The organism is Dactylosporangium sp. NPDC051087, assembly GCF_055586325.1.
Genome location: NZ_JBVJIJ010000037.1, coordinates 16,682 through 36,966, shown reverse-complemented (window position 1 = coordinate 36,966; position 20,285 = coordinate 16,682). Strand labels below are relative to the sequence as shown.

Below are 20,285 nucleotides of genomic sequence, written 5' to 3'. Positions count from 1 at the left end.
CATCCTGCGCCGCCTGCAAGCCGGTGAAGCGCTCGACGATCTGGGTCTGGGCATGGTCGGCGGGCGGGCGGACCTGCGTGGCATCACGTTCGGTGCCAGGTATTTGCGGTTCACTGGCGTCCGTCTCACCGGCCTCGACCAGAGGCCAGCACGCTCACCGAGTTCGTGAAGATCAATCGGTTAGGGACATCCGACGGGTTGGCCGTCGTCGGCCGAGCGGGGGGTTGGTATTGCCGACCGGGCCCGCGCGGACCTGGGCGGGCCCGGCCCGGATCGCGTGATCCTGGGCCGGGCTCCGCGTGGCGGTCAGGCCGAGGCGGTGTCGAACGTGCCGTGCTGGTAGGCGCCGCCCTTCAGGTGGAGGATCACGCCGAGCCGGTTGGCAGCGTTGATCATGGCGACCAGGTACACCAGCGCGGCGATCTGGTCGTCGTCGTAGTGTTTGCGGACCTGGGCCCAGGTGTCGTCGGACACGCCGCGGTGGGCGTCGGCGAGGCGGGTGCCCTCCTCGGCGAGCGCGAGCGCGGCCTGCTCGGCCTCGGTGTACACGGTGGACTCGCGCCAGGCGGCGACCAGGTTGATCCGGACCGCGGGCTCGCCCGCCGCCGCGAGCTCCTTGGTGTGCGCGTCGGTGCAGTAGCCGCAGCCGTTGATCTGGCTGGCGCGCAGCTCCACCAGCTCGACCGTGGCCTTCGGCAGCGACGACTGCAGGATCGCCAGGCTGGTGTTCGCAAACCGCTTGCCGATCTTCGCGCCGAGCGCGTTGTCGTTCAGGTTGAAACGGGGCTCCATGACGTCGTCCTCCTCGTGGTGCTGTCTCGAACGACCACAAGACGGCGGCGTCGCGATCCGCATAACGGCGGCGCACACGTGACGTGAACCACTACGTTTTGGTGTTACGCAACGGCGGGATCCGGCGTCTGGTGGGCGACCGAGTTGAGCGCAACCAGGAGTCACCCATGGACGACACGACGCAGAGCACCCCCGGCAGGCACCAGGACGCCACCGAGGCGTTTGTCGCGCACCGCAACCTGCTGTTCACCGTCGCCTACGAGATGCTCGGCTCGGCCGCCGACGCCGAAGACGTCCTGCAGGAGACCTGGCTGCGCTGGGCGGGCGTCGACCTGGCGACGGTACGGGATCAGCGGGCGTATCTGGTCCGGATCACGACCCGCCAGTCCCTGGATCGGTTGCGGGCGCTCGGGCGGCGCAAGGAGTCCTATGTCGGCCCCTGGCTGCCCGAGCCGCTGTTGACCGCGCCCGACGTCGCCGCGGACGTCGAGCTGGCCGACAGCGTCTCGATGGCGATGCTGCTGGTCCTGGAGACGCTCGTACCGATCGAGCGGGCGGTGTTCGTGCTGCGCGAGGTGTTCGACCTGGGGTACGAGGAGATCGCCGAGGCGGTCGACAAGAGCCCGGCCGCTGTCCGTCAGCTCGCCTACCGGGCGCGGTCACATGTCGCCGCGCGCCGGCCGCGCGGGGTCGTGTCCGCGGCCGAGACCCGCAGCGCGCTCGAGGCGTTCCAGCGGGCGGTCGAGACCGGTGAGCTCCAGAGCCTGCTCGACATCCTTGCACCGGACGTCGTCTTCCTCGGCGACGGCGGCGGCGTCGCCCAGGCCGCCCTGACGCCCATCGTCGGGGCCGACGCGGTGGGCGGCGTGCTCGCCGCCGGGCTGGCCAACCTGGTCGCGCGGTCGCCGCAGCTGGCCCACGTCAACGGCTACCCGGCACTGATCCTGCGGCTCGACGGCGACATCGACACCGTCTTGGCCGTACGCATCGACGAAGGCCTCATCACCGGGCTGTACTCGGTACGCAACCCCCAGAAGCTGTCACGCCTGCAGCACGAGACCACGCTGCGACGCTGAGGCCCGACCTCTCCATCGTCTCGCGGAGATCAGGGCCGGGACAGTGCGCGGAAGACGTCGACGGTTTCCTGTCATCCTGTTCGGTGCCGTAGTCGCTGAGTTTGACGATCACGGTGTGGGTGGCCGGGTTTGACGTAGATGTATTGGCCGTGGATACCGATGGCCGAGTAGTCGGTGCCGATACCGCCCGGCGTGTGCCACCACTGGCCGGAGTAGCCCCACGCGCCGATCTCGTGCGCGGCCGGGGTGGCGATGCGGGTGATCCAGGCGGTGGGGATGACCTGTAATTCGGTCGGTGGCTGTGACGTGCGGATTCGTCTGTGGCTCAGCTACCGGTAGCGGGATGATTCAGGGCGTGGCAGCCTCGCTGGTGTACTTGCTCCTACGTCAGATCTTGCAGATGCCCACGCAACTCGCCCGCGACGGCGGCGCGAAGGACGTCGAACTGCTCGTGTTGCGACATCAGGTGGCGGTACTGCGTCGGCAGGTGCATCGACCCGACCTGCAGCCCGCGGATCGGGTGGTGCTGGCGGCGTTGTCCCGGTTACTGCCCCGACCGCAGTGGTCGGCGTTCTTCGTCACTCCGGCAACGCTGTTGCGCTGGCATCGGCAGCTGATCGCCCGGCACCGGACGTATCCGCATGCGCGTCCCGGCCGGCCGCCAGTCGACCGGGAGCTTCGTGCGCTAATGCTGCGTCTGGCCGCGGAGAACCCGACCTGGGGTCATCGCCGCGTGCAGGCTGAGCTGGCGTGTCTGGGTTACCGGACGGCACCGGTGCGTGCGTCGAGCACGACCACCAGCGCGAGCCCACCGACTCGTATCGATCATGATCGCCGCCCATCACCTACGGCGGAAGTGTGCACCCCGTCACGACCGCAGCGTGAACACCATGTGCAGCCCGTCGTCGGGGTGGTACGTCCACGAGGCGTGGATCTTGTCCCAGTCACCGGTCTGCTTGCCGTCGATGGCACGGGTCGTCTTGATCTCGGCCAGCACCGCGTCGGGCATCTTCAGCACCTGCCAGATGCATTCGAGGTCGGTGAAGGAGAGGCCGGTCTCCTCCTCGCCGGCGGACTTGACCTCCAGCGACTTGCCATTGTCACCGACCGTTGCGTGCGAGGACGTGGCGGCGCACTTCGCCTTCGCCACCTCGAACGGCGACTCGATTCCGGCCGCCTGCCGCACCGCCGACGACGAAGTGAGCAACCAGACGCCCACGCCACTGACGGCCAGCACCAGCACCGCCACCGCGGCGAGCGCGAACCACAGCACTCGCCGGTTCCGCGGTGGCTGGGATGGTACCGCAGGAAAACCGTGCGACTGGGTCGAGATCCACGGCTGGGGTGCTGTTTCGCCGGCGACCGGAGCGCCTGGCACGAAGATCGACGGCTGTGTCACGGGCGAAGGGTTGCCGGGCTCGGGCTGACCCGTCTGGATGGGCGAGGTAGGGGTGGACATGCCCCTTCAACGAGGGCCCGGACCCGGCATGACGGCCACCTGTCTGAACGCGCCGCAGGTCCAGCTGGTCGGTCCGCCGCGGCCGACAACCGTTGAGGCACATGGGCCTTTCCGACGATTCGCGGTTGCAGGGTAGCCAGCCGTTCCCAGCTGTAGGTGGCGCCCGAGTCCGCGTTGACGGCGGCCCGGAAGGTGCCGGCGGAGCCCGATGGTTCAGCGGCCACGGCGGCGACGCCGGCGTAGGCCACCGACCGGGCGGCACTCAGACGCGGTCGCCGACCCACGGCGGGGGGCGGCGGCGGGGCGTGGCTGAAGACGCCTGCGAAGGACGGGCCCAGCCGCGGGAAGTACGGCCCGAACACCGTCGGCGCATCCGGGAAGCCGTGCGTCAGGTTCGCCTGCAGTGAGGCCGATTGCACCCTTGAACCGCAAGTGCCGGCTTGACCGGTTCTGCCCAAAATGCCGCCGGGCAGGGAATTTACGTGTCGAAGGGGGGACCCCACCCCACACATTGAGGCAACCCGCACAATGCAGGTGCTCATACGAGCATCTTAGGCATTGCAAGGCGCCGGTTCAAAGGCATTACCGCCGAAGGGTGCGGCGCAAGAAGGTTTAGTCCGTCTATCGGGCATTGCCATGTCGGGCACCACAATGGACCAAGGCGGGATGATGTCCAGATAGGTCGAACAGGGGGTCAGGGGGATCTGGGTGGCGGCCGAGGGCGGCCCGAGTCGGGTGTTGCACACTCGGCGGCTCGTTCGCCTCGGTCTGGGGGCTCTCTGCGGCGCAAGAGTCGTCAGCCGATCGCGATGTTGGAGTTGTGTCGCGGCGATGATCTGGCAGTCGTCCTCCGGCCGGTTCGAGCAAGCCTGTTCTCGACGTTGCGCCGTGGAGCGCAGAACAGACCGTTTTGTCGCTCGACCGGGTGAAATGTTCGAGTGTCGGGAATCATGAACGTCTCGAGATCATTTTGGTCTGCTGGGGTCGCCTGACGTGGCGGCGTGAGCTTGAGGAGACCGATGGTTGATCTGTACGAGATCTCGTGGAACGAGTTCTTGACTGTTGACGTAGAGCGGCGCGAGTTGGAGCGTTTGAACGGCGTGCCTGGCACTTATGCGGATTGGCCGCGGGACCTGCTGGTGCGATGGCGCCATGCGCTGGCGCAGTTGCGACTGCTTCGGTCGGTGGCGCGGCAGCAGGGCAAGGAGCCGCCGGTGCTGCCGCCGGAGTTGCGGTGGGTTGACGATCGGTGGTTTGAGCTCACGATCGATGGCGACTCCGGGACCGCGTTCTATCTGCAGACGCCCGAGCCCGCTCGCGCGTGAGTTGCCGTATCAGCGTTCTGCCGCAGGGTGTAGCGCTTGGAGGATCGCGAGAAGCAGTCCGACGCGGGCTTTGATGGCGTCGCGGTCGGGATGGATGGCGTCGATGTAGCGCTCGGCTGGGTCGTCGAGCTTCCGGTCCCGGAAGCGCTTGCCGAGAACGATAGGGCAGGCGTCGACGCAGCACCATGGCGATGACGACATCGGCTAACTGGTGGTCTTCTCTTCGAGCTTGCGCGGGTGTTGGCGCTGAGTCATGCCCTAGGTGTCGACTTGGCCGAGCGCCGGCATCAGTTCGAGGTGTTAAGCAATACCTGGTCACGACGCCTGGTCGCGGCGAAAAAGAGTTGCTTCGCTCTGGTTTGAGAGGATTATCTGCGATCGTGATTGACCGCGACGAAATCGCCGAGATGAGCTGGAAGCTTGGCGTCAATTCCTCCGACGTTCAGCGAGACTTCCTGTACGGCTGGCTGCTTGCCGGGCTCTACGGGGAGCATGCTCCATCCCATGACCGCCTCGTCTTGAAAGGTGGGAACGCCTTCCGTAAAGGCTATTTCGCTTCGACCCGGTTCTCCGGCGACCTCGACTTCGCCGCGCCGACCGGCCTGCGCCCCGACGCTTTGCTCCAGAGCCTCAACCAGGCGTGCCGGATGATCGAAGCGCGGACCGGCGTCACGTTCGACCTGGACCGCAACCGTCACGTCAGCCAGCGTCCGATTGACAACAACAAGACGGTCCACAAGTTTGCGCTGTATTTCAACAACTTTGCCGGCAAGGCCAGCGCGATGACAATCCGCATGCAGATGGATGTCACCGAGAACGGCCGGCTCTACCTGCCCATCCAGCAGCGGCAGCTGATCCATCCATACTCCGACCGCGCCGCCTGCGCCGCCGCGATCGAGGTGGTCAGCCTGGAGGAAGGCCTCGCCGACAAGCTGAAGTGCCTGCTCCAGCGGCACAGCTCCAAGGACCTATTCGACCTGGTCTACTCGATCTTCGTCAACCAAGACGTCGAGGTCGACAAGGCCCTGATTGTCAGGACATTCCTTCGCAAGACCATCTTCGAGTCAAGTCCCCGGGCCGCCCTCGGGCTCCTACTGGCAGTGCCGTTCGAGGTGATGCGCGCCTACTGGTCTAAGATCGTCTGCGCGAAGGAGAGCCTGCTCGACTTCACCGCCGCCGTCGAACTGTTCAAAAGTGAACTCACATCCCTGTTCTCGGGCTTCCGGTACGGCGACGCCGGGCAACTGGCGTTTTTCCCCGCCGAACTTCGCACGCCGATCATGGAGGCTGGGCGTACTCAGACGCTGCTGCGCATCACGTACGATGGCATCACGCGCCTCGTCGAGCCCTACTCGCTCACGTTCAAGTGGCGTAAGGACGGCAGCGGCCAGGAATACTTCTACGTCTGGGACCGCACCGGCGGGCGCTCTAACCCCGGCATCAAATGCTTGCTCAATGGCAAAATTAGGAACCTTGAAACAACCGATATCAAGTTCGAGCCACGCTTCGAAATCGAGCTCGCTAAGGCCGGCGAGTACGGCGACCGCACGACGTTCAGCGGCCGGCGGGCGGGCGTCCGACGATTCACCAAGACGGCCGGATTCCGCACTCCGCGCGAGGCTCGCTTCCGAGTGCGCTGTACCCGCTGCCAGCGGATCTTCCCCCGTGCGACTGTATCCACCGCCATGCGTGGCCATCAGGACAGCTACGGCAACCCGTGCCCAGGCCGCCGCGCCTTCCGCATGTAACAGCTAGTCCAGGGCCTGGAAGATTGAACGATTGTGACCAGGCTTGCACCGGCGGTTCGCCCGGTCCGGTTTCGGCCGCGCCGGCACGTGAAACCTGGTGCTATTGCCGAAGGTGGTTGCAGTAGTGCTATCGTCCGCGTTCACTTAGGTCCTGAAGGGGGCCTAGCCGGCCGGACCTCGGTCAGGTTGACGGATTTTGGCGCGTAGGACTGGCCGGTATCTTGTTCGATAGCGGACAGCACCATATAGATGGTGAGGGCGTAGTCGTCGTTCGGCCTGCCCGTGAAAGCGAAGGCTATATTGCCGGCGAATGACTCTGCGACCGGTGGATCCGAGTCAAGCTCGGTCTCGACTCTGGTGACGAGGTTGGCTATCGCCGTACCCAGATCGGGGGCAATGTGACCCGCGAGGAGAGCGAGGTTGACGGACAGGCGCTCCACTTGCTGCTCGAGTAGCGCGTGGTGGATCTCGGTCCATGCTTTTTTGGGCAGTACGGCCAAGCCGGACATGGTCTGCAGCGCGGCGGTCAAGTCCGAGACTGCGTCGGCGAGCGGCGTGGGCCAGGCGACGGCAAGTTCTGGGGCCCATGTGTCGAAGAGGTCTTGGCCTGGCCAGATGTCGATGATCACCTGCTGGGCGAGCTGGCGCACGGGCCGCTCGCCGATGAACGGCACTACGAGGACCGGTGGCCGTGAGGCCGGCGTTTCGAGGAACTGGTTTATCAACCCAACCACTACGGGCAGGCGTTCAAACCATTCCTCGATGGTCGTCACGGATGCCGCGATCGCGGCTGTAGACGGTGGCCATTCGACGCCGCTTCGCTCCATGACGGGTTTGACGTGAATCGTGAGATTCAGGCCGGCGGTGATGCTGGCTGCCTTGAGTTGCGTGATCTGTTCCTCGTACCGGCGCGAGGCCAGTGCGCGGGCATGGTCGGCGGCCCGATGCAAGGCTTGCTGCGCAGGCCCTTGGCGGGCGTCGCTCTGGACCTGCTTCAGAGTCAGTGTTCCCCACGTGAGTTCGGCAAGCACGGCGTGCAGATCCAGTAGGAGGAGCCGTATCCGCTCCAGACTTGGTGGCGCCCCGTCCAGGCCGGCCAGTTCCCAGCGTTCGGTGTCGGCAACGTTCTGCGCGACTGGGAAGAGCGTGTCTTTAACATAGGCTGATAGCGATGCGTAGGTGTTGTCTGTCGCGATCCGGCGGGGAAGGCTCACGATGCCTTGTACCAGCGTGTAGGCGCTGTCGGTCAGTGGCGGTGTCGGGGCGTCGCTGCCCTCGACGATGGTGTGCTCGGTGCGGTCGAGTGGCCGGGTCAAATCGGCTGCCGCGGCGTCGAGCGCCTGCAGGCGCGCAGTGAGCCGTTTGGTGGCTTCTGGCTTTCCGCGCGCTTGGCACCAGGTCTGCAACAGGTCGTCGAGGAAAGTCGCGGCGTCGGCGAGTAGGCGGATCACGTTGTGGACCCGGTGGGTGAGGTCAGTGTTGGTGGCGATGGACGCACCGGTACGCAGCCTGGACCTGGCCCATGCTACCGAGCTTGCGGTGTGCACATATCGGGCCTGCAAGCGGCTCGCGCCCGAGGTGTAGTCCCCGACGGCGATCGGCGCGCCTCCCGCGTGCATCGCCTGGACGTCTGCACGTACGCATTGCGGGAAGCAGGTCAGCAGTGCCTTCGCCAGCTCACGTACGTACGTGTCCGGGCTGCCTTGAATTTCGTCGGAGATGTGGAGGAGGCGCCCGACAGTGACCGTGTCGCTGTCGACGACGTCGATGCGTAGGTCGATTAGCCATGGGTAGAAGGCGCGAAAGCGGCGCAAGAGTCCCGCTTCCCCGCCCATTAGGCCGGAGAGTATCTCGCCGAGCTCCGGGTCAGTGTCAGCCGCCGTCTTAATCAGCTCCCCCAACTCGGCGGGCGTGCAGGTCTGTAGGGCGCGCATCAGCGGACGTGCTGATATGTCGGTATCGGTAAGCGGAGAGTCCAGGCCGCCGGCGGCGGCGATCAACTGTGCCGCCTGCAATGTGGTGGGGCAGTCGAGGAGAACGTCCACGAGCGTGCGGCCGTCAACGGCGGCTAGCAGCGTCTCGCGCCATGGTGACCGGTCGTCGCGTCGCTCGAGGATGGCGCGTACGGCCGCGCCGATTTCGGGTTTGACCTGATCGGGCAGCTCCAAGGCGATGCCGCCGCCGATGAGGACTTGCTGCATCGCGACCAGCCGGTCGGCCGGCCGCACCCGGTGCTGGTCCAGGATGTCCCGCCAGCCCGTCGCCGTGCGACGGAAGTCCGCCAGCCGCAAGGCGTTCAGTACCTCGACCCAGATGGTGGCCGACCGTTCCTCGCGCATGCGGCGGCCGAGGCCGCGGAGCACGGCCGCGTCGATGTCCGGTCGATCGGTGAGCGCGCCCAAGAGGAAGGGGCGCAGCTGCGTGCCGGCGAGGAGCCCGACGACGGTGTCCACGGTCTCGTCGATCGTCGGCGGCGGTGTGGCATGGACCGCCGTGGACAGGGCGCGGGAGCGTAGTTGGTGGAGCCCGTCGATGGCGCCGTGGCTGACGTGGATGAGGTGCTCGTCCTGCAGCCGCTGCATGGCGTGCCGCAGGTCGCCGCGCGGCGCGGCGAGGTGTCGTTCCAGGGCCGCGATGTCGAGCCGGGAGCCCCACTGGTGGGCGACCGACGAGAGCGCCAATATGTCGATCTCCAATGAACGGTGCTCCATGACGCGTCGGTTGACCTGCTCGAAGAGCACATCGGCCAGGCGGCGTCCCCGTGTCAGCAGATAGGTGTATTCGAGGGTCAGCCCTTGCGCGTCTTCGAATGCTTCGCGCCAGTGCGGCACAGCGGTCAGTCCCCGGGTGGACAACTCAGCATGGATCTTCTCAGCGAGCCGCTCGTCGAGGGTCACATCGACGACGGTGCACCGCGGTAACGTCCGGATCGGCAGCAGATCCTCGTTACGCACCGAGCCCAAGAGCAGCGCACCCGGAATCGCGGCCAACTCACCGAGGAGCCGGTCCCACGCGGCCATCACCCCTGTGCCGACGCCGTCGACGATGAGCCCGACCGGGGCCTGTGGCGACGGCCTCAACGCCTTCACGAGTCGGACGAGCGGCTCGACGTCGCGTTCCTCCAATCGCCGGACCCGGTGCCAGAGCACATTCTGCGCGACGTATGCCGACATCCACATGACCGCCGACTTGCCGACGCCCGACGGCCCGGACACGAGCGCGGGACGAAGCTCGTTCAACGCCTCAAGGACGCGGCCGGTAGCGTCCGGCCGAGGAACCGGAAGTCCCGCGGCGACATGGCCGGGCTGAACATCGACGCCCGTGAAGAAATCCGCAGCCGGTGAGGCCGTGCCGAAGTCGACCGGCTCGCACACCCCGGAACTGAGTGCCTGCTCCAACGAGTCGCGGTCGATCAGCTGCTGGGCGTCGGTCACCAGCCGCTCGATGTCGGTGCGCGTCAGGCCGGCACGGCCGGACCAGTTCGACGCCGCGTTGCTGTCAACGCAGTCAGCGATCGCCGTACGTAGCACCTGCACGATCGCCATCCCAGCCGCCGGCGGCAACCCGGTCCGCCCGGTCACTGCCGTGATCGTCTGGTCGAGCGCATCGCTCCAGCTCAGAACGAACCCACCCATGGTGTGCAGAAGTTCGTCCAGCTCGGCGGGCGCCAAGCCCTGTGCCAACGAAAGCCGGGCGATCGCGGCGCGCAGGGGGTGATCTTCGGCCAGTCCGGCGTCGAGGCTGTCACCCCAAAGACCAAACCGCGCACCCTCGACCGGCCGCTCCCAGACGATCAACGGTTGGCCCTCAACGCCGTCCCGGATGCGTTTCCGGTGCTGTTTCCACACCCCAAGGACGTGTTCGGCCGCCTTTGTCGAAGGAAAGTCTCCCACGCGCTCCTGCCGCGACTTCACCTGGATGAAGCGCGCCGGTGTGCCTTCGCCGTGCAGATCCTCGAAGCCCTCAGGAACGAGCGACTCGACAGTGTCGACGCCCGCCAGGATTCGGCCCGCCAGCCACGCCCCTACCACGTCCTGGAAGTGGAATCCGCGACCCGAGACCGCGCCCGATCGCGACTTGGCCCACAACTGCTCCACCGCGTCGTCCGACGTGAGAGCCTCTGGCCGGGATCCGGCGATCAGGGTCGGCGTCTTACGGTCGCGCCGTATAGGGCGACCGTGGGGTCCGGTCTTTCTGCGGTTGCTGGCCACGATCCCATTGTCGTCGACACCGCGACGAGACAGTCGTATTGACTGCCCTGGCCGATTGCCGAGTCGATCAGCCTGGCCGGTGCTCGGCCGGGCCGCCCCTTGCGCCGTCTGTCCGATGTAGGAAGCAGCAAGGACCTGCCACCGATCGTTGCCTCCAATTCTTCGTGGGGCCTAGGCCAACGATGCTCGCCCGAGCTGTACGAATGGGCACGCGATCGCGAGCACGGATCTGTGGTGTCTTGGTCCGCAGGGCCGTCAGCGGAACTCCACGGTGAGTTGGCTATTGCGACATGGCCGCCCTGATAGCGAAAGTCGCGAGAGCGCCGATGACCACACCGCCGACTATCCGTTTGGCGGTATCCTTGAGGCTTCGCTTGCGCTGCGCGTCGGCGGCGAGCTTCAGCCCCTTGGCCAAGAGGTCGATCTCCTGCTCGTACGGTGCCGGTAGCACCATCTTCACGGCTTCAAGGATGATCTCGCCGTCGGTGGTGTTTAGGGCATCGCCGAGCTTCAGCCCGTAGTCTCCGGCGCGGTCCAAGATGTCTTCCGCCAGTTTCTCCACAGTGACGGCTTCCGGGTATCGCCAGCTGAACGGGTGCCCGTAATAGAGGCGCCCGTAATAGGGCCGCCCGTAGTGGACCGACCGCGGTGGCGTGAAGCCTGCGGATCTCAGGAACGCTGCGATGTCCTCTGCGTTGGCCATTGTCTCTCCTATCTGGTGTATGTAGGTACTACGACGTTGTGGTCGCCGGTTCGGTCCCGTCGGCGAGACCGGTGATCACCCAGACGCCCGGCGATGCCTCGCGGGCGAGCACACCCGGCGCGACCTCCTGCTCGGTGCTGACCATGACGGGCTTCAGTGACGTGTACATGCCGCGGCCCTGCTTGCCGATCTCGCCGTCTCGGGACATCGCGGCCAGCAGGTTGCCGACGACGTTCTCGGGCCGCTCGCTCTTCGACAACCAGCGGTGCTTCTTCAGCAGTTCATAGGCGCGGTTCGCGCTCCATAGGCCGCCCTCGGTGTTGATCGTGTGACGCAGGAACGCCCGGGCTCCGCCGGGCCCGTCCTCGAGCCCCGTCGTGGCGGGTGCCGCCGCATAACGGTCCACCGTCTCCTTGAGCGCGGGTAGGCGATCCGGCCCGTCCACCATGAACACCAGCGGCTGGTTCCCTGACGTGTCCCTTCGTGTCGGGGTCGGGGTCTTCACCGGCTCGTCGAAGGCGGACATGACCTTGGCCTGCACATCGAAGGTCACCTTGTACTCATCGAGCGCCTCAGCACAGAAGCGGGCCACATGGATCTGAGCGCGGGCCTGTTCGACCGCCGCCACCGCCGCCCGATACAACGTCACCTCATCGGGCTGCCGCGCGCTGGACTGAGCCTTCTCGGCGGCCTTCGATCGGTCGGCGAGCACCGCGGCGGCGACCACCGCCCCCGCGATCGCCAGAAACCCGAGCGGCACCTGTCCACCCTCAGTGGCCATTACGCCACCTCCCCTCACTCTCGTGACCTTACACCATATACACCGCAGAGAGGTGTAACTTATGTAAGACGCCAACGATCCTCCGTCGACATCCTCCTCACGTGGGCATCCGTGTAGGTGCATGTGACGGCCCGCAACCGCCAGGGCAAAGCAGCCGTGGGCCTCACGCCACTCGCTAGGTTCACTCCTTAGAGGTTTCTCGGAGCGCCGAACGGAACCATGGCTTTACACCGATTTCTCACAAAAGGGTTGCCTCCTGGGTGTGAGCTGGAGTCTCGACCCACGCGGTCCACGAATTAGGTGCGTGAGCTCGCCAGCATGTGGCTACTCGCCGCGGAGGCAACTTCGCGCGCCGGAATGCTCGCCTGCCGGGGCCACAGTGTTGCCGGCAGTCCCGCGGCAAGGTCCGCAGACGTCCGACAACTTGCCCGACGAGAACCGGCGCGGACCTGCCGAGACAGTCGGGCAGTCGTTGCGATCGTGGTGGCTCTTCTGGGTCGGAGCTGGAGCCGACCCGCGGGATGCCGTCGATCACATGGACGGACATGCCGAGGAGGCGCAGGTAGGTTCGCTGTCGGGCTCGGCGACGTTCCGGTATTCCGTGTCTGTACATGCGGGAGAATGGGTGTTCAGCTGGACCTAGGTTGGTAGGGGAGTGGTGTTGAGCGGATCGGCCGAGCAAACCAAGGGCGAGGTTCGGTTCGCTCTTGGTCAGTTGGCCGCGCGCAATGGCCATCACGAGTTCGAGACGCTGGCGCGCATGTTGGCTCGTGCGACAGTGACGCGCAAGGTGCTGCCTGCAACCGGACCTGTCTCGGCTGGTGGTGACGAGGGACGGGACTTCGAGACGTATCGAACCGAGCTGGCCGGCCAGACGCAGCGACTCGGCCGGGAACTCGGGATGACCGACAGCGATGACGTTGCGTTTGCGTGCACGCTGCAGCAGCGCGGTCTCAATGCGAAGATCCTGGCGGACGTGGATGAGATCATGTCGGACGGCACACCGGTGCGGTTCGTCGTGGCGTACTGCGAGGCCAACGTCGCCATCGGGAATCGCAAGAAGCTTCAACGCGATGTCCGGAAAAAGCATGGCGTCCACTTGGAGATCTTTGATGGCAACGCGATCGCCGAGCTACTCGCCCACCATGCGACGTTCTGGATCGCCGAGACTTACCTCCATCTTCCAGCGCGGGCGCTACCGCCTCCACCGGATCGGCCTGGCTGGTACGAGGCCGACCTCACCCGATGGCGCGAGACATCCGAACCGATCAGGACCTGGGGCGATTTCGTCGATCTCTCGGGTTGCCTGCGATACGCCTACGGCACTCGCGAGGGGCGGGAGGACATCCCGTTCTGGCTTGAGCGGCTCGAGCCGCTCCTCGCCGAGGATGCGCCACCATCGTTGCGGCACGCGGTTCGACACCAGGTCATCCTTGCCAACTATGTCGGTCTTGGGTCGATGGAGCCGGTTGATCACCTCGTGGCGGAGGCGGTGGCCAGTGCGCTGGCGGCCCAAGACCCGCATATTGTCGCAGACTCGACTGTTGTCCTATTGCTGTGCTGCGGGGCGTACTTCAGCGGCACGACTGCGTTCTCCGCGCGACAGATCATGGAGTGGAACGGTGCGCTCACGGCTCACGTCGAGCAGTTGCTCGCCGCAACCCCGTGGCCTGGTGAAACCTGTTCGCTGCTGGAGTCGCTGGCCGCGTTGAAGATGCAGCTCGACCTTGACCAGATTCCGACCGTCGACCGTCGAACGGTCCGCCGGCCGCCGGATCTCACGATCGACGAGATCTTCCAGGCAGTCGCAGAGCGCGGGATCGGGGAAAACGAGCTGCCCCACGTGGACATCCCTGGAGCAATGCACGCGTTCGAGCGGCTCGTCGAGGTGTTGCCCGAAGCTCCGCTGTACCCGATCGAGCATGCCGGCCGGTTCCTCAACCTCCACACGCCGATCTTGGTCGATCATCCCCAATTCGAAGGACTGACCAACTTCTTCGACGACTGCCTTGCTGCCGTGGCCGGGCAGGATGCCGTCGCCGACCGTGCAGTCGACCGAGCCCAGACACTGATAAGTGCTGGCCGACCGCTTGACGCGCTGCGGCAGATGCACCGGGCGAGGATGAGCCTGCTCAACGGCGAGGCGGGGCGTCGGCTTATCGAGGCAACCTTTGCCATCGCTGAGCTGTACCTCCGCCTGCACCTGTACTCGGCAGCCAAGTATTACGGTCTTGCGGCATGTGCGTTGATGCAGCAAGACCAAACTGACATGTATCCCCAGGGGCTCTACAAGGCAGCCACGGCTGACTACCGCCAAGGCGCCTGGGTCAGCTCGACCCGGTTCCACCGGGCCGCCCTGGCCTCACAGCGGCTGTTGGCCGAGCAGCCGTACAACTTCGACATGCACCCCTGGTTGCACACAGCGCTGTTCGAGCTGGTCAACACCAAAGTATTCGCCGACAAGGTCGGCGATCCGTTCCGAGAGCTGCTCGCTGAGGCGATCGAGGAATCCGGCGTCGTGGGCATCATTGACCACTTCCTGTCCGGCAAGTTCGTGCCCGACGACGGGCAGCCAGTGCCGCTGTGGTGGGAGGACTTGGACGCTGACGAGCACCGAGCACGGATCACCGACGGCCTTGGCCGTCCGCCCTTCACCGACGCGCATGCTGTACGCCAGATCCGGTTCCACTGCCTCGGCGTTACCTGGACGGTCGAGTTCGCCAACGAGCCACCCTCCGTCGTCGTGGCGGAACGGCTGGCGGCGACGCTACAGATCACCCTGGCCTTCTTGGCGCATATGGACCCAGCCTTCCTGCCCACCAAGGTCCGGATATGTGTCGTTGCCGGGGCGCCGGCGGGGAGCTCCGACGTGGCCGACGACGGCTCATTGCCCACCGAGACGAGGCTGCGTTGCGTGCTTGCACCAATCGAGCAACGCGACACGCGGCTCTTCACGGAGGCCAGCGAGCAAACGCTTGCAGCGGTGTTCCAGGTGCTGTTCACGGTCTCGACCCTGCAAGCCGACGCGTGGTCCGCGTTGATGGACACGGCGTTCGAGGATCGCCTTCCTGACATGGCTTTCCCTGCTGTGCCCTACGACATCGCCTTCCGTGACGTCGTTGAGCGCGTTGACCCGTTCCTGCAGGTCGAAATGGGCGAAGTGCCCGAGGTCGAGGACCTCTCGGCCCCGGCGCCGGGGCCGGGTCTTGAGGCGCCAACGGGGCCTGGCCCCGGATACGACCTCACACACAGCCATGCCGAGGTACAGTTCCGGTACAAGACGCTTCCCGGCCGCATGCTCCCGACATTGCGTGCGCTTCGCGGATCAAGGCAATTCGCCGAGATCGTTGCAACGCTCCGCGAACGGGGCTGGCTCGACTGGCACATCCTTCTCGCTGTGCACAGCGTCGCCAAGAATGTCCGCGTCGTGTACCGATCGTCCGTCGCGCAGGATGATTACGACGGTGTGCGCGATCTGTTTCTCGCGCCGGAGCCTGAAGGCGATCCAGTACCGATTCGGTTCTTCTCGATTGACGCCATCGAGCACGCCCTTGACGTCACGATGCCAGCGAGCGCAACAACGATGTGGAAGATCGCCCTGCGACCGCAGTCCCTTGACATCGAAGCGATACGACAGCTACTTGTCGTTCGCTATAGTTGGGCTGCGGATGACGTTCCGCACGACGATCCGTTCGCGCGCCGATAAATGGGGCTGTACCTCGCAGGGCCGGCCCATCTCGGCGGCGGCCAGACGGGCAGCGGTTAGGGTTGCGACGATGTTCGGGGACCTGCTCGCTGACTCGCCTCGGGTGCTCGGTGCAGACCAACCCTCAACCCTCTCCATTCGCAGCTTCGGCGAGCACCACCGCCTCGTCGCTGCCAAAGACGGCCGGGTCCTGGCCGACCGCCCTGTTCCCCTTGGCCAACCTCATCCATGAGCGCGCCACCACTCGCCCTCACCCCCTGAGGCGAGCCCCTGCGACCTGGTTGCTGCAGCGCCATCATGGCGAGGGTGAGCCCGGCGGCGACCACCCCAAGGGGCAGGACGAGCCAGAACCGCTGGGTGCTGCCGGCCAGCCCACGTCTCCAGCGGTGCGGCCGGGTCGCCTCGAGCTGCTGGTCGGCCGCGTCGAGCAGGGCCGGGATGCCCTCAACGCGGCGCCGTCCCGTCCGGTGAAAACTGCACGTCGAGCGCCGGCGTCGTGTTCCGCGCGGGTGCCTCGGCATGCTCGCAGCTGCTGCGTTGCTGCACGCCGCTACGGAGTGAGCCGGTTCGCTCGGGACCGGGCTACCCAGATTCCGCTGCATTCGAAGGCAACCCGAGCTCGACTTTTAAGTCGGCTGCACTCGTGACGGTGAACGAGGTGCCGAGCCTGGCTCGATCAATCCAGCCGTTGGTTAACAGGCGCCAGCCGGACCCGTCCAACGCATTCAGGGTTCTGACGGTATCGAGTGTGGACTCCGCGGCATTGAGCCATATCGTAGCTGGCTCGACAGTCAGATCGCCGGGCAGCGGAAAGCAGAGGCCGCCGGGAAACTGAATGTATCGCAGACCCCTCTTTATCAAGCGGTGATCGGCGTCGAGGTCCATGCGCACCTGCAAAACGGATTTGCTGACGCTTCCCTCTCCCCAGGAAATCTCCACTGAACGGATGAGTGAGTCGTCCACGAGCAGTCGATCCGCTCCGACGAAGCTGTCGATCAACGGCTTGAGCCAGTTGTCGAGGTCCGGCTCAGCGTCGGACTCCCACCGGCGCCGCGGAACCGCCCACTGCCGAACGCTCAGCGTCACCTGGGAGTCGATCACGAAATCGTAGGCCGCAAGGCTCGCCGCGAGTGCGGCGTCGAACGCCGCGTGTGCGGCCTTCTTGGTCCGCAGAGACACTGGCTCAACTTCCAGGCTGAAGGTCAACTGCCCGTCGCCTGGGCCGTTGAACGGATACTCGGTCGTCGTCATCACCTCAGCATGTTGGTCGGGGCTGCATCCGTGGCCCAGCAGATCGACCTGGACGTTCAGGCGCGGCATGGCGTGTGGGTTTGCCGAGCATCGGCGGAGCGGTCTCGATGGGGAGACTGCGCTATCGCGCTGCCCGATACCGGCGTGCCCGTGCCTTGAAGGCTTCGTCGCCTCCCTCGAGAATGTGTCGCGCGGCGTCGGCGACGTCCGGTTCGTCAATGGCGCCACAGGCGACCACGCGGCTCTGGTCGACGGTGGCGTCGAGGGCGAGGATCATCTCTGCGTCGCCGAGGATCGGGATGTTCGGGTTGTGCGTGGCCACGATGACCTGGCGTCGGTCCGCGACCTCGGCGAGTTGCCGGACGACCTGGTCGTAGATGAACCGGTTGTCTAGGTCGTCTTCGGGCTGGTCGATGATGAGCGGGTCGGTGCCGGTGGCGAGCGCGAGTGCGAGCATCGCGGTCGCCTTCTGCCCGGGGCTGACCTTGCGCACGTCAAGCCAGCAGGGGTCGCCGGTGTCGACCACGTTGATCTCAACCGTCACGAGGTCCTGCATCTCGCATTGCTCGATCTGCCGGACGTCGGAGGGTCCGAGCTGACGGGCCTTGGTGGCGGTGAGCTCCGAGACGCCCAGCTTCAGCAGACTGTCGTCGGTGGCGGTCAGCGCCGCAACGAGGGTCGCCGGTCCGGCCCCAGCGAGTTTCGCTCGCTGGTCGACCCGGACGTGCTGGCTGGCGAGGAGCCGCTCCAGCAGGTTGTCGAGGTTGGTTGTGTCGGCCAGTGGCTGCACGACGACGCGGACGCGATTGCCGAGCCTGGTGTTGAGTTCCCCTGCGGCGTCCTGGAACTGCTGGGACACCCGGCCACGGAAGGTTCGCAGGTCATCGAGGAGCTTGGCTCGGGTGGCCAGGTGCGTCTCGATCTGCTCGCGCTGGCCCGGCACGGCGGCTACGGCGCGAGCCAGCTCGGCGGCGGTCCGCTGCTTGTGGGCAAGTTCCTCAGGGTCCTTCAGGCCGGCATCGGCGAGCGCGACATTGATCTCGTGACGCCGCGCGTCGACCAGCGAGCGATGCTCGGCGATGAGGGTTTCGACCGCGTCGTTCGCTTCGCGGGTCGCGTTTTCGATGCCGTCGGCGGCGGCGGCGAGGGCGGCTGCGACCCGGTCGGCGTTGCGATCGAGCTGTTCCGGAACGCAGTCATGCTCCCGGACCGCTGGTCGGACGGAGCGCTGACGGATCTGGTCGATGAGGCTTTCGGCGTGCGTCAGCCATTGTTGGACGGCGGCGACCTCCTCCTCGACCGCCGTCAGTTGTTGCGATGCGGCGACCTGCTCCGCTGCGCCGCGCTGGCCGGCGACCTTCAGCTGGTCGGTGAGGTCGGCGAGCCGTGCCTCGTGCTCCTCGGCCCGGCTGACCTCGGCCTCGAGGAACCGGAGGTCACCGTCGATCCGGTTCAGCTCGGCGACGCAGCTGCTGGCGTCGGCCTTGGCCGCGCCCATCTCGGGGTCGGCCGAGAGGGCGACGAAGGCGCGCAGCGAGTCCTGGTGCTCGGCCAGTTGGGCGAGTTCACGCTGGCCGAACACGTTGATTGCGAACCGGAGGCTCGGGTCGACGCCGATGTCGCGGCCGTTGCGGGTCAGGCGCGCGGGTGTGCTGTCGCCGGAGCGGACGATGTCGTACCGCTGCAGGTCTTCGGCGACGACGCCGAACGTCGCGGTGGCGTTGGCGGGAAAGTTGGCACGCCGGTTGGCCTGGTTGTCGCTGACCGTGGACTGGGCGCCGCCGCAGACGTGTCGCGCGATCTCGATGGCGGTGGACTTCCCGGTGCCTTTGCCGCCGATGATCGCGTTGAGGCCGGGGCCGAGGTCGACGGTGACACCGTCGTGGAACCCGCCGCTGATGGCGATGCGGGTGATGTGTGGCCAGGTCGCATTTGCGCCGGGCAGGAAGCGGATGCCGGTAACGTGCCCGTACTTCTCGCGGAGCTTCTCTGGGAAGCGGATGCGGTTCTCGGGCATGAGAAACGCCTGCCGCAGGCTCTCAAGTGTCGGTGGCTCGCCCAGCTTCAGGTACACGGCGCGCTCGCCGACGGTGTCGAGGCTGCGGACGTCGCCGGAGATGAACCAGGCCGGCCGCTGACCGTCGAACTGCGACTTGGGGTTCGTGAGCACGTCGGCGTGGTCGTTGCCGTACACATCGAAGCCGAGCACGTAGCCGCTCTGGGCGACCTGCGCGCTGGTGTTGCACACGTTCTTGCCGAACAGACCGATGTCCCTCGCGGTGGCGTGCGGCGCGAGGACCAGCGCGCCGAAGCGCTCGGTGGCCTCCTTCGCCAGCTCCAGCGGCGAGCCGGACAAGGCCGGGTGCGGGATCCGCTTGTCGTTCAGCGCGGGTGGCCCGTCCGGAGGGAACAGCCGGGCCAGGAACTGCACCCCGCGGCGGTAGCCGTCATCGTTGCAGTCCCAGATTGCCATGAGGTGGCACTTGTTGACGTTGAACTCGATGCCAGGAAACACGACGACGCCATGACGGGCCCCGGCCGCAGCGAGCTCCCGGTACCACACCAGCGTGTTGTGGTCCGTCACGGCGACGACCCGGACACCGGCGTCGGCGTGTGCCTTGATCAGGACGTCAGCGAAGCCGGCATTCGGCACCGGTCCACCCACGGCGCCGTACTTGTGATTGAAGTCCGCCGGCGTGTGGACCTGAAGGTCCGCCAGCGTCCAACGCGAATACCCCACGCGGAGCGACAATAGGTGGCAGACCCCGCCCGAGCCATGAGGTTCTCGGCCTGTCGTCACGGGTTGCTAGCGCAAATATGGACGAATCGCCCCGTTCTGCCAAGATGATCACTCCTTAGAGTTACGTCTGCCGCCGCCCGAGCCGTACCAGGCGGATCGGCCGCTGGGGCGCCACACTCATACGCGACGTTTAGCGGTTGCCTCCCATCACGGGCGGCCGCGTCAGGGTGCCGACGCCGGCTCCTGACCGAAGTGACCAGGCTGAGGACCCGGTTCGGTGACGTTCTTGCTGTGTTGCGGCAGCGCTCGGGCAGACATGATCTGGGTCGAGTCGCTGTGAACCTTGCGGTGTGGTTGCGACAGCAACGAGCTATCGCCGATCTGGTGGTGCTACGGGAGGCGCCAGAGCATCTGTGCCTTGGCAGCCGCTCCACTGGTTCGATATCGACCAGGTCGTCCCCTGACCAAACGTTCGCCGTCCACCGGCCGGCGG

At 66.2% G+C, this 20,285-nt stretch carries 12 protein-coding genes; 5 read left to right on the top strand and 7 right to left on the bottom strand.

The window, feature by feature from the left end:
- Positions 1-306: 306 nt before the first annotated feature.
- Entirely contained in the window at positions 307-792 is a 486-nt protein-coding gene (locus ACZ6TV_RS47130) for a carboxymuconolactone decarboxylase family protein (protein WP_465306744.1), read from the bottom strand.
- A 167-nt stretch (positions 793-959) separates the two neighbouring features.
- Here ACZ6TV_RS47130 and ACZ6TV_RS47125 point away from each other — a divergent pair, with 167 nt between their 5' ends.
- Complete coding sequence (locus ACZ6TV_RS47125) at positions 960-1,868, top strand: RNA polymerase sigma-70 factor (RefSeq protein WP_465306742.1); 909 nt, start codon at positions 960-962, stop codon at positions 1,866-1,868.
- Positions 1,869-2,736: 868 nt separating this feature from the next.
- Here the strand turns inward: ACZ6TV_RS47125 and ACZ6TV_RS47120 are convergent.
- The gene (locus ACZ6TV_RS47120; RefSeq protein WP_465306740.1) at positions 2,737-3,141 is read right to left on the bottom strand and encodes a hypothetical protein; all 405 of its coding nucleotides are present in this window, start codon (positions 3,139-3,141) and stop codon (positions 2,737-2,739) included.
- Between the two features lie 1,205 nt (positions 3,142-4,346).
- Here ACZ6TV_RS47120 and ACZ6TV_RS47115 point away from each other — a divergent pair.
- From ACZ6TV_RS47115 to ACZ6TV_RS47105, 3 genes are all read left to right on the top strand, one after another.
- A complete protein-coding gene (locus ACZ6TV_RS47115) occupies positions 4,347-4,652 on the top strand; it encodes a hypothetical protein (RefSeq protein WP_465306738.1) in 306 nt (101 codons plus the stop codon).
- A 36-nt stretch (positions 4,653-4,688) separates the two neighbouring features.
- Complete coding sequence (locus tag ACZ6TV_RS47110) at positions 4,689-4,847, top strand: hypothetical protein (protein WP_465306736.1); 159 nt, start codon at positions 4,689-4,691, stop codon at positions 4,845-4,847.
- Positions 4,848-5,032: 185 nt separating this feature from the next.
- Positions 5,033-6,400: a nucleotidyl transferase AbiEii/AbiGii toxin family protein gene (locus ACZ6TV_RS47105; protein WP_465306735.1), complete on the top strand. Its 1,368-nt coding sequence runs from the start codon at positions 5,033-5,035 to the stop codon at positions 6,398-6,400.
- 140 nt (positions 6,401-6,540) lie between these two features.
- On the opposite strand, the gene ACZ6TV_RS47100 is transcribed toward ACZ6TV_RS47105, so the two are convergent.
- The 3 genes from ACZ6TV_RS47100 to ACZ6TV_RS47090 all read right to left on the bottom strand — a co-directional run bounded on the left by ACZ6TV_RS47100 (position 6,541) and on the right by ACZ6TV_RS47090 (position 12,095).
- Positions 6,541-10,611, bottom strand: coding sequence for a hypothetical protein (locus ACZ6TV_RS47100; protein WP_465306733.1), 4,071 nt, complete (start codon positions 10,609-10,611; stop codon positions 6,541-6,543).
- A 280-nt stretch (positions 10,612-10,891) separates the two neighbouring features.
- The gene (locus ACZ6TV_RS47095; RefSeq protein WP_465306731.1) at positions 10,892-11,314 is read right to left on the bottom strand and encodes a hypothetical protein; all 423 of its coding nucleotides are present in this window, start codon (positions 11,312-11,314) and stop codon (positions 10,892-10,894) included.
- Positions 11,315-11,342: 28 nt separating this feature from the next.
- Complete coding sequence (locus tag ACZ6TV_RS47090) at positions 11,343-12,095, bottom strand: hypothetical protein (RefSeq protein WP_465306729.1); 753 nt, start codon at positions 12,093-12,095, stop codon at positions 11,343-11,345.
- A gap of 661 nt (positions 12,096-12,756) precedes the next feature.
- Between ACZ6TV_RS47090 and ACZ6TV_RS47085 the strand changes: the two genes are divergently transcribed.
- On the top strand, positions 12,757-15,801 hold the full coding sequence (locus tag ACZ6TV_RS47085) for a hypothetical protein (RefSeq protein ID WP_465306727.1): 3,045 nt from the start codon (positions 12,757-12,759) through the stop codon (positions 15,799-15,801).
- 582 nt (positions 15,802-16,383) lie between these two features.
- On the opposite strand, the gene ACZ6TV_RS47080 is transcribed toward ACZ6TV_RS47085, so the two are convergent.
- Both ACZ6TV_RS47080 and ACZ6TV_RS47075 read right to left on the bottom strand, forming a co-directional pair.
- Positions 16,384-17,052: a hypothetical protein gene (locus ACZ6TV_RS47080; protein WP_465306725.1), complete on the bottom strand. Its 669-nt coding sequence runs from the start codon at positions 17,050-17,052 to the stop codon at positions 16,384-16,386.
- 121 nt (positions 17,053-17,173) lie between these two features.
- Positions 17,174-19,792, bottom strand: coding sequence for a TrlF family AAA-like ATPase (locus tag ACZ6TV_RS47075; protein ID WP_465306841.1), 2,619 nt, complete (start codon positions 19,790-19,792; stop codon positions 17,174-17,176).
- Positions 19,793-20,285 lie beyond the last annotated feature (493 nt).